8 protein-coding genes are annotated in these 15202 nt (G+C 41.7%); 2 read left to right on the plus strand and 6 right to left on the minus strand.

The window, feature by feature from the left end; genetic code table 11:
- Positions 1–49: 49 nt before the first annotated feature.
- The 6 genes from SJY45_RS07115 to SJY45_RS07140 form a co-directional block, all read right to left on the minus strand.
- Positions 50–3571, minus strand: a complete 3522-nt coding sequence (locus SJY45_RS07115; RefSeq protein WP_400073818.1) for a sulfatase-like hydrolase/transferase — start codon at positions 3569–3571, stop codon at positions 50–52.
- Positions 3572–3743: 172 nt separating this feature from the next.
- A complete protein-coding gene (locus SJY45_RS07120; RefSeq protein ID WP_215914048.1) occupies positions 3744–4319 on the minus strand; it encodes a peroxiredoxin-like family protein in 576 nt (191 codons plus the stop codon).
- A gap of 25 nt (positions 4320–4344) precedes the next feature.
- The gene (locus tag SJY45_RS07125; RefSeq protein ID WP_400073819.1) at positions 4345–5160 is read right to left on the minus strand and encodes a DUF1080 domain-containing protein; all 816 of its coding nucleotides are present in this window, start codon (positions 5158–5160) and stop codon (positions 4345–4347) included.
- A 233-nt stretch (positions 5161–5393) separates the two neighbouring features.
- Positions 5394–6890, minus strand: coding sequence for a RagB/SusD family nutrient uptake outer membrane protein (locus SJY45_RS07130; RefSeq protein WP_246560418.1), 1497 nt, complete (start codon positions 6888–6890; stop codon positions 5394–5396).
- Positions 6891–6948: 58 nt separating this feature from the next.
- Entirely contained in the window at positions 6949–10044 is a 3096-nt protein-coding gene (locus tag SJY45_RS07135) for a SusC/RagA family TonB-linked outer membrane protein (protein ID WP_400073820.1), read from the minus strand.
- 459 nt (positions 10045–10503) lie between these two features.
- Positions 10504–11550: a GntR family transcriptional regulator gene (locus tag SJY45_RS07140; RefSeq protein ID WP_400073821.1), complete on the minus strand. Its 1047-nt coding sequence runs from the start codon at positions 11548–11550 to the stop codon at positions 10504–10506.
- A 178-nt stretch (positions 11551–11728) separates the two neighbouring features.
- Between SJY45_RS07140 and SJY45_RS07145 the strand changes: the two genes are divergently transcribed.
- Together SJY45_RS07145 and SJY45_RS07150 are read left to right on the plus strand one after the other, a co-directional pair.
- Complete coding sequence (locus SJY45_RS07145; RefSeq protein ID WP_400073822.1) at positions 11729–13834, plus strand: bifunctional aldolase/short-chain dehydrogenase; 2106 nt, start codon at positions 11729–11731, stop codon at positions 13832–13834.
- Between the two features lie 78 nt (positions 13835–13912).
- Positions 13913–15193 carry a sugar isomerase gene (locus SJY45_RS07150; protein WP_215438748.1) on the plus strand — a complete coding sequence of 427 codons (1281 nt, stop codon included), beginning with the start codon at positions 13913–13915 and terminating at the stop codon, positions 15191–15193.
- Positions 15194–15202: the final 9 nt, after the last annotated feature.

Here is a 15202-nt window from a genome sequence, read left to right on the forward strand (position 1 = left end):
TGGCGTCTCCAAAATAAGCACAATGTAGACCATTGCTATTATATTTTCTTTAAAAAGAATTGATTACCAATTTAATTTCATGATGCCCTGGTTCCAAACGTACAGAACCGAAAGCGGCATTTACCTTTTTACCATTATGCATTAACTCTTTTCCTGGTGATGGAGCAATTTCAAACTCTGCTACCATATTTGCCGGAATCTCAATTTTGAAAACCTGAAGCCTAGAAGTCTCGTAGGTATATTCTCCTTTTATCGTTCCTTTAACGGTAGGCACTTCAATACTGCTATTTTTCAAATCGCTCATTTGAGGTTTTATAATAGCGACTCCAAACCCCGGTGTTTTGGGTTGAATACCCCAAAGTCCTCGTGGAATGGCATTTGCGGGCACAGCACCCCACGCATGGTTCCAATCTAGATTGTTCTTGTACTTCAGGTCCCAAGCTTCTAAGGTCATAGTAGACCCAATACGGATCATATTATACCAGCTTCTATCACTGGTATCCGTTAATAATTCCAACGCGTAGTCCTCTGCTCCGGCGTTATACAATCCATCCATTAAGTATTGTGAACCATAAACGCTACAGGCCATTCCTCTAGATTTTACGTGTTCTACAACAGAAGAAATATGCTCCTCCGGTACCATGTTAAAGGCTAAGGGCAACATATTGGCATGCAGAGCTGCATGGTCCGTTCCAATTCCATCTACATATACACCACGTTCGGCATCGAACATTTTTTCGTTGACCGCTTTTTTTGCCTTTAAAGCTCGGAGTTCAAAATCCAGTGCCTCCTCCGTTTTACCCAAAACCTCCGCAAATTTGGCCATGATTTTCATATTCTGGTAATAAAACGCATTTACTACAGTATTATAATCTTTAAAAACATAAGCGTCACGTTCCCCCTTATTTGATGGGTCTCCTCCCCAGCCCGCAGAAGGCCAATCTACAATATCCCTAAAGGTCTCCTTCATTTTTTCGGGAAACCCAAGGTTTCTCATCAATTCCGGAGTCATTTTAGTAGAGGTTATAAGACCATCTTCATTAGCAAGCTCGTAAAGCGTTTTATACTTTAACCGATCATAGTACTTCTTGATCAGTTCTGTGTTGCCCGTATACATATAATCTGCATAAAACATAAGCGCCACATGCTGTTGCCATTCCGTTGGCCATGTAGGATGTTCCATAAAATATTCTATGGTTTGCCTAGCTATAGCATATTCCCGATCAGTGGTGTAATGACTTAGTTGGTTCAAATACGCATCTGCTTCATACGGAATACGCTCTCGATCGCCATCTACATAAAGACCGTTAAATGTTGTAGCTTTTATCGTGTACTTACAAATTTCCCAAACCTGATTTAAAATATCATCTGAGCTTTTGAAGCTACTGGCACTGTCTTCCCAGTAGCTATGATGCGCTAAGAATGTAAAGTCTTCCGCATTAACGTCCCCCTCTATACCTTGAACCTCTACATACCTGAAAGGCATTAAGACAGGAAAACCTTTAGGAAGAGGTAGTGCCTTGCCGGGTAAGGTATTTCGCTTGTCCGGTTTAATTTCAAGTTGATATTCTGTTTGGTCCGGATTTACCTTCATTTTAATTTCCTGATACCTGATATGACTTTTTTCAAAAGGTTTTCTGTTGATGTTCTCCCCGTCTAATTGTTCCCCAATTCTAAAGGTAACTATACCTGAAGTTTTGGCCTTATATGTAAAATTGAGGGTAGCGAAAGCCGCTTTTCCAAAATCCATGAAATAAGTATCGCCTCTGTTTTCGAATTTGACAGGTTTAATTTTGTCTATTTGAAAACTATTTGGGGTTGTTATGGTTGCCTTGGGGCTTCCCATGGTAAAAGACTGACTTTGAGAATATCTTGATAGTCGATTATCTTGGTCCCAAATACGTACCTTCCAGAAATAGGTCTCTCCGTTTTTTAAAGCTGACCCACCGTGCTCTATTTCTGATGAGGCATTGGTCCGCATTTGTCCACTATTCCAAATATCACCAATATTGCTGTCTATTTTTTCTTTGGTTGAAGCTACCAATATTTGATAGGCCGATTGTGAAACTGCGCCATCCGGCACCACCCATCCAAATTCTGGTTTGTCATCAATAATGGCAACACCCTCTGTGTTGCGTATCCATTCTACAATCAAGTCGCTTGGTCCATTGGAATATTCATCCGAATGCTCTAGAATAAGACTGTTAGTTTTATTTCTAAAAGCCTTTAATTTTTCGGCATATTTTGCATCCTTGGCCAGATTGTGTATTTCTTTGGGGTCGTCTTTTAAATTATAAAGTTCTTCAAAAGATTGGTCATTAACATACCGGAAGTACTTCCAATTTTTAGTACGTATTCCTTCACTAGGTGGTATATTCTCAAATTCCCAAATATGCTCAATAAGCACAGTATCCCGCCCAAAATCGCGCTTGGCGCTTTTCACAATAGGCATAAGACTTTTACCGTGCCACGCTTTTGGTTGATCAATGCCGGCCAAATCCAGAATTGTAGAAGGTACATCTATGTTCAGGGCCATGACATCACTATCTTTTTGTTTTTTTTCCCTTGGGTCAAAGACTATTAAAGGCACCCTTACGGAATTATCATATAACAACCATTTACCTGCAAGCTGGCGCTCCCCTAAAAAGTAGCCGTTATCGCCCATGAGAATTATAACCGTGTTTTCTGCAAGTCCCTTCTTTTCCAGCTCGGCCCTAATTTTGGCAATTTCCCTATCAATACCAGAAATCATTCTATAGTAGCCTTTTACGCTATGCTGATATTTTTCAGGGGTATCGTACCTCCAGGTCCAACGTAACCGGTTGAAACCATCTCGTACAAATTTAGGTTGAGCCTCAAAATACTTGTACTCTCCTAAATCTGCATCGGGCATATTGATGTTCTGAAGCAAGGCATCTGATTCTCCCTGCCAAAAATATTGGTCCTTTGCCCCATCATGTGCATGGGGAGCACTGAAACTTAAAGAAAGACAAAAAGGTTTATCCGTCTTTACATCTGCAATAAAATCTATAGCTTTCTGTCCTGTATATCGCGTTAAATGAACAGTATCCTTACCTAACGTTTTATAGTAATAACCACGTCTGTCCTTATACTCATTGTTACGGTCATAGGACTCAAATTGATCAAATTGATTCTCTAGTTTATCATAACGAACCCCATATTTCCCATAAAAACCGGTAAAATATCCATTCTCTTTTAAAATTGAAGGATATGATTGAGCCATGTACGATTCTCTAATATTTCCTGTCTGGAAATTGAAATTATGGGTACGCTCATAAAGCCCTGTTAAAATGCTGGCCCTACTTGCCGCGCAGATCGGAGTGGTAACCATAGCGTTTTTGAAATAGGTACCCTCTTTTGCCAACTTATCCATTTCAGGGGTAGAAATAAGTTTGTTCCCTGCATAACCCAGAGCATCAAAACGTTGGTCATCCGTTAAAATAAAAATAATGTTAGGCTTTTTAACCTGCAGTTCTTTCTCCGCTTTTTGTGCCTTTAATGTTAGTACGCCACCACAAAGAAAGATTGCCGCTAAAATTTTTATACTCATAAACTTGATATTTGTTAGTTCTCTTAAATTAGATTCTCTGTTCAAACCTTAGAAATCGGGTAAGGAATCTTATTCAAACTTATGTGTTATAGAAGCTTTACCCATCCTGTGCTGTCCTGAGAGCGGGCGTGATTATTGTTTATAAATTCTTGTGTTACATTCACCCAACGTATTACTTTTTGTTCGCTAAATCTTTAAGTACCGATAGAATTTCAGACACTCCCATTCTTTCTGTATAATTTGCTTCAACATGGGCAGCTTCAATAATTTGATCAGTGTTAATAATAAATGTTGCGGGAACAGGAAGTGTTTTTGAACCATCGCCATTTAAAAGTGTTAAATCTCTTCGCGCATGGTAATCCTCTCCTGGATCAAACTGAAGATTATACGCTTTAATGACTTTTTGATGTGCATCACTTAGCACTTCAAAATCAAGACTGTTTTTCTCTTTTGCCGTTAATGCTTCATCAGGGTTTTGAGGACTTATTGCCAAAAATGAAGCTCCTAAAGATGTAATATCGGGTAGTTTACTTTGTACTTCCTTCAGGTCTAAATTACAAATAGGACACCATTCACCACGATAAAATTTGATGACAACTACACCAAATTTTAAAAGTTTAGATAGCGAAACCTCTTTCCCTAAGGCATTGGGAAGCGTAAAGTCCGGAGCTTTATCTCCTACCGTTAATCCTTTAACGTGGCTTGCATTTGAAATAACCAACTTTTGAAAATCTTTTAAATCTCCCATTCTAACTATCTTTATCTTTTAGATGTTACAAGTTCTTTAGCTGTATATTTCTATACTCTACCTTCATAGGCGGGCCAACATGTACCTGCACTCCTAAATGTCCTTTTAATTTTCTATTTATAGTATCTTCATCAATTACGTCACTCATTAATGTCCCATTTACGTAATGCTGAAGGCGATTTCCTTTTATAACCAGATGTATTTCGTTCCAATCTTCACTTTTAATCTTAGTCTTTAACGAATCCGATTCTCCCAAAGAACCTATTACCTCTCTACTTTGCCAGCAATTCTTTTTTACATTGCCTCGTAAAGAACCGGCAACATCCGGATTATCTTGAGTCTTTATTTTTACTTTCTCCCCACGGTATGCTAATGTAGCCCTTTTCTTTTCCTCATAGTTCTGTCCCGTATACCTAATTTTTCCATCAATATCTACTTGATATCCCCTCATGGCGTTAGGTATGGTATCGATCAAATCACTTCTATAATTTATGCCACTATTACCGGATTCGGTTATTCTAAATTCCAACTTCAGCTCAAAGTCATCCGGCTGCCCTCCTTGCCAAATAATAAAGGTATTACTTTTCAAAAGGGTTTCCGGGGTTACCTCTCCTACTAGATGACCATTTTCAACACGCCAATAATTGAGGTCGCCTTTCCAATTTGTCAAGGTTTTCCCATCAAATATATTTATAAAACCGTCTTCTTTCTCTTGAACTTTTGCCGTGGTTTCTACAGTAGTTTCCTGTTTTTTTTCTTTACAAGATTGAAAACCTAACAGTAATGTTAAAGCAAAAAGAGTTCTCCCCATTAATTTAAATACGCTACTATATTTATTCATAATTCCTATTATATTTTTTTGATTGTCATAATTCTTCTACTGATAATTTCCATAAAATTAAGAAACCTAAAGCCTCCTTTTTAAGGTTCTACATTTACAACAATTCTTGGTTTATTCTTTGATTTTTCCGCACTTCTAATTGATAGATTACAAGTGAAATTTTTTGTACGATTAAAGGTCATGGATGTCCATGACCTTTAATTTTCTTTGATAAATTATATTTTCCGATTCAATTAAAAATTTGGATTTAATGAAGATTCCGATGCAGGTAAGGCGTAACGTTCAGAAATATTGGTAAAAACATTGCCTCTTGGCTCTACACCAGCAGGATAGTAATAATCAATAGGATTCGCCTTTATTTTATTACCGTGAGCGGTAATCACATCTATAGCCCTGCCTGTCCTTACCAAATCAAACCATCTTTTGTTTTCAAAAGCAAGCTCCACCCTTCTTTCGTTAAAGATAGCTTCTCCCAGATCCCCCACAGGATCACCTAGACCAGCACGTGTACGAACCTGATTAAGATAAGGAAGAGCTTCTCCGTCTTTACCTTGTTCTTCCAAAGCTTCGGCTAAAAACAACAACACTTCGGAATACCTGTATACGGGCCAGTTCATTCCATGGTTATTATGTAATGCATGGGGCTCCACATATTTTTTAATGATAGGGTAAACACCATCTTCCCAAAAACTTTCACTAATAGTAACATACATAATTGAAGCATCTTCCCTTAAATCTCCTTCTTCATAGGCATCAATTATGTCCGGTGTAGGTATATTGTTTCCTTCACCATTAACCGGTTGTGGATTTGAAGTTCCCGTTATAGCACCAACTTCTTCGGCAGTAATTGGTCTTGGTAGAAAGTTATATAAAAAACTTCCGTTTAAACCTTCGGCACCCTCCCTGTATTGAATTTCAAAAACAGATTCCATATTGTTCTTGTTTTCGCTATTCCCGGAAAAAGCATCTTCATAATTAGGCATCAACATATATTCATTACTAGCTACCACAGCTTTTAAAAGGATCTCCGCCTCTGCCCACTGTTCTCTAACGATATAAACATTGGCCAAAAGGGTTTGAGCCGCTCCTAGTGTAACCCTACCCGGTTCTTGCTCCGACTTAAGCGGCAACAAGGCTGTAGCTCCCTGAGCATCCTCAATAATTTGTGCATAAAGGTCGTCTTCACTAGAGAGTGGCAAAGCTGCCCCATCACGATCTAATACTGGTTCTAGGTGCATAGGTACACTACCAAATAGCTGCGTCAATTCAAAATACGAATAAGCTCTTAAAAAAAGTGCCTGTCCTTTAAGGTTGGCCTTGGCCGCTTCATCAAATTCCGCATCATCAATAGTGGTCAAAATTTGATTTGTACGTGCTATGATCTGATAATATTCACGGTAAATCTGCTCCACCCAAGTATTAGCAGTTATTCCCCCATCACTAGGTATGGAGTGGTCCGCAATATCTTCCTGATTATCCGTTGCACCAAATGCCGTATTACGAGCAAAATAAGTATTGTCTGAGTGCATTTCCGCCAGATAAGGCTTGGCTTGGTTGTTAATCAGACGTAACGGGACATAAGCACCGTTAACTGCCTGGGTAAAATCCGTTTCTGTTTTAAAGAATGTAGGAACACTTAATGAGTCCTCGGGAAATATGGTTAATTCGTCATCGCAACTACTGACTATAAAAGCCATGGACGCTACGACACAATAAAATATCTTTTTCATTTTTTCAGTTTTAAAATTTGTCGAAAGTGAAATATGTTTTGTCATCGTAGTCTATGATTTAAAAGTTCAAGTTTAAACCAACACTAAAAATGCGGGGAACCGGGTATCCAGAAATATCCACCCCGGAAGCAAGGTTGCCCCCGTCTCCATCTCCGTTATTCTGCACACTTATTTCAGGGTTTGGTCCTCCCCAATATTTAGTGAAAATGTGTACATTTTGAATAGATCCGTATATACGGGCCGATTTAAAATATTTATCCACTCCTGGTAAGGTATAGCCTAAAGTTATATTTCTAATATTGAAATAAGAGGCATCCGCAACAAAGCGATCGTTTATCCAGTCTCTCTCTATACCTGTAACGTTTCCTCCTCCAACGGTAGTTCCATAAAAACCATCACCTGGATTATCTACGGACCTAAACCGATTCTCAACGTCTTTCAAAAGATTAAAAACACCATCAAGATTGGTAGTACTATATAAGTGACGAACCAATAACTCATTACCTTGAGAACCTGTACCCACAATGGAAAAGTCTAAATTGCGATATTTAATAGTATTTGTAATACCATAGGTAAAATCTGGAAAAGGGCTTCCAGTAATAGCTCGGTCATCAAAATCTCCTCCATTTGTAATAATACCATCTCCATTTATATCCACAAGCTTTATACTCCCTACCGTAGAACGACCTGGGACTTGAGGTGAATTGTCCAAATCTTCTTGATTGAGATATACTCCATCCGATACATGACCATAAAACTGACCAAAGGGTTGGCCCACTTGAGTAATATGCCATCCTCCTGGTCCATAAACCCTATCAATTCCATCAGCCAGCGCTTCTACTCTATTTCGGTTGAATGAAATATTGGCATTGGTCGTCCATTGAAACTTACCAGTTGTGTTCACTGTATTTAAGGCAAATTCATGTCCCCAGAAACGAATCTCACCAATATTATCACTAAAATTGGAGAAGCCTGATTCACGAGCAACCTGAACATTATAAAGTAAGTTGGTAGTGTTCTTTGTATAATAATCATACACAAAGGATACCCTATCATTAAAAAGACTTAAATCAAGCCCGGCATCAAACTGCTTGGTAGTTTCCCAACCTAAGTTTGAATTTGACAGTGAGTTAACTGCCGAACCTGGTGCAAAAGTATCTCCAAAAACGGCATTTACCGTATTATCAATCAATGCATATTGCGTGTAATTACCAATATTATTATTTCCTGTTACACCGTAACTACCTCGTAATTTAAGCAAGGATATAGTTTCTGATTTTTCTAGGAAAGGCTCATCCGAAGCTATCCAACCAGCGGATACAGAAGGAAACGTACCCCAACGGTTCTCCGACCCAAATCTAGAAGAACCATCACTACGTATGGATCCGGTCAACAAATATTTTCCTTTGTAGTTATAGGTAAGACGAGATAGAAAAGAAACCAAACTCCACTCTCTAACTTCATCAAAAGTCCCGTTTCTGTTAATATTGGTCGCGCCTTGTATAGTAGGCAAACGATCATCTGCAAAATCTGATGCTTGAACCCTGTTACGATCTTGACGGTATTTCTGATAGGTAAAACCTCCTAAAACGGAGAAGGTATGATCACCAATACTCTTATCATAGGTAATCGTATTTTCGTTCAACCAAGAAAATGTATTTCGATCATCCCAAATGGCCTCATTATTGGTAGGCACGGGTCTGTTGATTGAATAAGTAGCGTTAGTTGGACTGAAGAATTCATATTGCTCATTATATAATTCTGCATTCAAACTAGTCTTAATAGCAAGACCCTCAATAGGTTTATATTCAAGAAACGCGTTGCTCAAAAGGTTAACACTTTTGGTCTCATCCTTAATTCGTTCCGCAGAGTTCAACCAGTTGGCGTACGAGAAGATATTTCCTGTATCCGCAGGAAATCTATTAAACTCGGTTCTTGTACCATCCGGATTATAAATTGGCATAATGGGCCATGTATGCAATGCATTGAACAAAAGACCAGTGCCCCTAGTACCATCTGTTCTTGGCACATTGTCAACTATATGGTTGGGGGCAATGTTTACACCTATACGAACCTTATCCGATAAGGTGTAATCCAAATTAGCACGAAGTGAGTAACGCTTATAGTCAGAACCTAGAACAACTCCTTCTTGGTCAAAAAAGCCTAATACTACGGATGTCTTTAATTTTTCTTTGTTGGAAGTAATACTTAAATTATAATTGGTCATAGGCGCAGTTCTCAAAAGTGCATCGTACCAATCATTGGTCTGCCCTTCATACTGTGCCGGATTCTGAAAAATATCCGGAACAGGGCTACCTTGATCTTCATAATATTCTTTTTTGAATTGAGCGAACTCCACGGCATCCATCATCTCTATTCTTCCACGTTGCGGAACACTTTGCATGCTGGTTGTCATGTTTAAGCTCACACTAGTTTCTCCTGATCGTCCACTTTTAGTCGTAATTAAAACTACCCCATTGGCTGCTCTAGAACCGTAAAGCGAAGTAGAGGCAGCATCCTTTAGCACTGTAATATCCTGAATCTCATCTGGGTTTATGGTGTTTATACCTCCGGAAATGGGAAAACCGTCTACTACGTACAATGGATCACTTCCTCCTGAAACGGATAATTGCCCCCTTATCCGAACTGACATTCCCTGTCCCGGTTTACCTGTGGCCTGATTTATTTGAACTCCTGGTAATCTACCCTGTATCTTTTGGGTAACCTGTGAAACAGGTATATCCGCAAGTTCATTGGCCTGTATGGTAGAAACCGCACCAGTAACTTGACGCTTAATCTGAGTACCATACCCAACCACAACAACTTCATCTAGAAGTGCTGCGTCCTCTGTCATGGACACGTCAATCTGACTTTTACCACTTACCGGAATCTCTTGAGGGGTAAAACCTATGTAAGTAAATACCAAAATACTATTGGCATCGGGAGCTACAATGCTATAGTTTCCATCAAAATCCGTTACGGAGCCGGTAGTCGTTCCTTTAACAACAACATTTACACCGGGTAACGCCTGCGAGTCATCTGCCGAAACCACGGTTCCCGATACGGTAACGCTCTGCGCTTGCATCGTAAACCCCCATAGCAGAATCATAATCATAAGAAACCCCTGAGGATTTCCTCTAAATCTTTTTTTCATAATCTTGAATTATTTAGTTGAGTTATATATTATCCCTAAAATATTGAGCGATATTTTAAGGTATCTTCAAATGTATAGGGGCCATTCTTATAACTCATCCTGTACCATGCTGTGGTGTCCTGTAGTGTCCTGCCCTACTGCTATAAAATAACTGTGTCGAAAGCATTTCTAAGGTTGAAGGGATCTTGAAATACTATGAAAATTGATATTGAAGAATAAATAGGATACACCTTTAAAAAGACTGAAACTTTAATCAATAACATCTTCAGATAAGTACAAATATTGGATTCAGAGAAGTTTTTAGAATTACTGATTCCCTTTGAAATTTTAAAGAAATGAAATTCAGATAATGAATAAATTCTAATTGGAACTGCCGAACTCTACGAACAGAAAACCCAAAAGAACCTGGATAGGATAGAATACCTGGGGTACCTCTAGACCCGCTTACGAACATATTTTTTATATCGAGTTCCTGTCGATGAAACGGAACGGGTTCTTGACCTTCCCCTTTTTCTTGTCCATGATCATACGGGCAGCGGTCTCCCCCATGGCCTTGAAATCCGTGGAGATACAGGTAATGCCCAACAGTTGCTTCAGCGGCGTGTCGTTATAGGAGATCACCCCTATGTCGGTCCCCAGGTCGAACTCCTGGTTGCGTATCTGGTTCACCAAACTCACTAGGTCCGATTCGCTTATGGTAATGAACAGGTCGCCCTTTTTAAGGACCATATCGTCATAGATCTCGTCCAGCACCTCAAAGTCGATCCTGTGCTCCCCGCAGAACTTGCGGAACCCGTGAAGGATCCTCTTCGGGTACGGGTAGACCGATTCCTCGGGGTAGGTAATGATCAGTTTCTCGTATTTCGATATCTTCCCCAGCCCCTCCTTCAGCGCATGGTAGATATCGTTCTCGAAATCCTGGTAGATCTCTATGTAACCGCCCTTCAGTTCGGGTACGGGGTTGTCCATTATGATCAGTTTGTCCTTGGGGATACGGTCGATCGCCTTGATCGCTTCCGGGGTATGGCTGGCATGCTTCAGCTTCTCGGTCTTGAAATGCGGCATGATCACATAGTAGTCATAGGCGTTCCTGTTCTTTTCCAGAAGGTTCAGGAACAGCTCCTCCTCGCAATGGTAGATGAAAAGGCTCGTGTGCGCCGTCCCCCCTATACTCTCTATGAACGAATTGTAGATGCGCATCTTGTAGGAACTGAGCTTGTTGACCAGGAACAGGATGTTCACCTTGGATATCAGCTTGGTACGGGCTATGTAGTACCCCTTGCCCTTTATGGAGATGATCACCTTGCGCCCCCTTAGAATACTGTAGGCCTTCTCAACGGTGTCCCGCGAGAGGAGGTACTCCTCGCTGAACCTGTTGATAGACGGGATCTTGTCGTCCATCTTTAGGTTGCCCGAGGATATGTTGTGGATAATGGCGTCCACGATCTGCCTGTACTTGGGCACTCGGGAGTTCTCGTCTATGTTGATGAAATTGAATATGTTCATGGGCGATGGTCTTTTCTTTATCGGTGGAACTGCCCCTTGGCGGCACAATAGTAAAGATGAAAAATTATAATCCGCCCAAAATATACATATTTATTTTTTTTGGGCCGAGCGGTACAGTACAGGACGGAAAGCTTTTTCCCATCATATAATTTTGTCCCTAAACGTAATAACCCTTCAAATGAAAAATACAGCACAACAGTTCAAATACGTAGACCATCTTTGGGACGATAAGAAAGCCGCCGCACTGGGCGATGACCAGGTGGCCCTGTTCCTATATCGCTCCAATATCCTGGGGGCCGACCTAAGGATAACCAACTATGGCGGTGGGAACACCAGCTGCAAGACCATCGAAAAGGACCCCTTGACCGACCAAGAGGTGGAAGTGATGTGGATCAAAGGTTCCGGCGGGGACATCGGTACCCTGACCAAGGCCGGTATCGCAGGGCTCTATACCGAAAGGCTCAGGAACCTGAAGAACGTTTACGGCGGCCTGGAGGACGAGGACCGCATGGTGGGCCTTTTCAACCATTGCATCTACGACCTGGACAGCAAGGCCCCTTCCATTGACACCCCCTTGCACGGCCTGTTGCCCTTCAAGCACATAGACCACCTGCATCCTGATGCCCTGATCGCGGTGGCCGCGGCAAAGGACAGCGAAAAGGTGACCAAGGAGATTTGGGGCGATACCATGGGCTGGGTACCATGGCAGCGGCCGGGTTTTGACCTGGGCCTGCAACTGGAAAAATGTCTGGAGGACAACCCCGGTATCCGTGGGATAGTCCTGGGCAGCCACGGGCTTTTCACTTGGGGGGACACTTCCCATGAATGTTACATGAACAGTCTTGAGGTCATCGAAATGGCCTCCGAATATATAGAGAACAAGATCAAGGCCAACGGAAGCGTTTTCGGGGGACAAAAAATAGAGAGCCTACCAAAAGAGGAGCGTCTGGAAAAGGCCGCACAGCTTATGCCCATGTTAAGGGGACTGTGTTCCTCCCAGAACAGGATGATAGGCCATTTTAACGATAGTGACGTGGTCATGGAGTACATCAACAGTAACGACCTGGAGCGGCTCGCGCCCATGGGCACCTCGTGCCCAGACCACTTTTTGAGAACCAAGATCCAGCCTTTGGTACTGAAACTGGATGCCAACGAGGACCTTTCCGATACGGAAGCCGTGCTCGCCAAGCTCCGTCCCGCCTTTGAACAGTACAGAAAGGAGTACCAAGCGTACTACGACGACCATAAACGTGCCAATAGCCCGGCCGTTAGGGATGCCAGTCCGGTAATCATCATCTATCCGGGGGTAGGTATGTTCAGTTTCGCCAAAAACAAGCAGACGACCCGTGTTGCCAATGAATTTTATGTAAACGCCATTAATGTAATGCGAGGTGCCGAAGCCATTACGGAATACACATCCTTGCCCCGACAAGAAGCGTTCGATATTGAATATTGGTTGCTGGAAGAAGCTAAACTACAGCGAATGCCGAAAGAGAAGCCTTTGTCACGCAAAGTAGCCTTGGTTACCGGTGCAGGGGGAGGAATCGGCAAGGCCATTGCCGATAAACTGGCCGAAGAAGGTGCCAATGTGGTGTTGACCGACATTGCCGAAGACCGATTAAAAGAAGGTGTGGCCACCTACGCTAGGGATACGGCAAGCTATGCGGTTTGCGACGTAACCAAAAGCGAATCCATTGCAAATGCCTACAAAAAAGCATGCTTGGAGTTTGGAGGTGTCGATATCGTTGTGCACAGTGCAGGCCTGGCCATTTCAAAACCTTTGGGAGATACCACGGAAAAAGATTGGGACATCCTACAAAACGTTTTGGTAAAAGGGCAATTTGAACTCGCGAAACAGGCGGTTGCCATTATGCGTAAACAAAATTTGGGTGGGGACTTCATTAGCATAGCCAGTAAAAACGGACTGGTTTCGGGGCCCAACAACGTGGCCTACGGAACGGCGAAGGCCGCACAGCAGCATATGGCGCGCCTATTGGCCGCGGAACTGGGGGGCGACAAAATAAAGGTCAATACCGTAAACCCGGACGGGGTGATCGTGGGCAGCAAGATCTGGGAAGGCGATTGGGCCGAGGGACGTGCAAAGGCCTACGGGATCACCGTTGAGGAGCTTCCCGCACATTACGCCAAACGCAACCTCCTGAACGAGATCATATACCCCAAGGATATCGCGGACGGGGTATTTGCATGCGTGGGCGTATTGAACAAGACCACAGGGAACATCATCAATGTGGACGGGGGTATGGCGAATGCCTTTGTAAGATAGATCGTTTTGAGTTAGTTTGTTTTTATTTCCATGGGCCGTATGGCCCATGGAAGTATTTTTACCAAAATCAAGAACTTTATGAGAATAGATAAAAATCGGCTTGGTGATGCCAACCAAAAAGGAATCACCGGTCACAATGAACGTTTCGACTTTTTAGCACATACCCTTTCCAACAAGGGGAACGACGTTAACGCAATTATCAAGAAATTACAGGACTTCCAAGTAGCTATACCCAGTTGGGCCTTAGGGGCCGGCGGTACTCGCTTCGGTCGTTTCGGGTTTCAAGGAGAACCCTCTAGCCTAGAGCTGAAGATAGACGATGTGGGACTGATTCATTCACTTACACAAACTGCGGGCGCCATATCTTTGCATATTCCATGGGATGTTCCAACGGACTACAATTCCATAAAGGATCTCGCAGATTCCCACGATATTATCTTCGATGCTGTCAACTCCAACACCTTCCAGGACCAAAAGGACAGTAAGGAAAGTTATAAGTTCGGTTCTTTGAGCAACACAAGTAAAGCTTCTCGCGAACAGGCTGTAGCTCATAATATAGAGGTAATAAAAATTGGAGATAAGCTAGGTTCCAAAAGTTTAACGGTTTGGTTAGCGGACGGTTCTAATTTTCCTGGACAGACCAACTTTCAATCTGCATTACAAAATACAGAAGATAGCCTTAAGGATATCTACAAAACCCTTCCCGAGGACTGGAAAATGTTCATAGAATATAAGCCTTATGAGCCCAATTTTTATAGTACGGTAATTCAAGATTGGGGAACTTCATTCATGCTTGCCAACGCATGTGGAGATAAAGCATATACCTTGGTAGATTTGGGACATCATTTACCTAATACCAATATTGAACAAATAGTTTCTACATTAATGTTAAAGGGTAAACTGGGAGGTTTCCATTTTAATGATAGCAAATATGGCGATGATGACCTTACCGTTGGTAGTGTTAAACCTTATGCCCTGTTTTTGATTTTTAATGCGTTGGTTTATGGAATGGAAAATAATCCTCAAAATCCATATCCGGCTTGGATGATAGATGCCAGCCATAACATAAAAGATCCATTAGAGGATTTGATTCAATCTTTAGAGGCCATACAGGAGGCGCACGCAAAAGCTCTACTTGTAGACCAAAAACTATTGACCGAGGCACAATTGAATCATGATGTGGTTAAATGTCAAGAAATTCTTCAAGATGCCTACCGTACGGATGTTAGACCTCTATTGGAAAGAGCAAGATTAAACAGAGGTGGAGCTTTAAGTCCTTTAGACGCTTATCGATCATTAAAAGTAAGAGAAAATTTAATTAAAGAAAGAGGCGCTGACTCTGTCGCATCCGGACTATAACCACAACAC

It is taken from the genome of Zobellia russellii (assembly GCF_044597075.1).
Taxonomy (GTDB): domain Bacteria; phylum Bacteroidota; class Bacteroidia; order Flavobacteriales; family Flavobacteriaceae; genus Zobellia; species Zobellia russellii.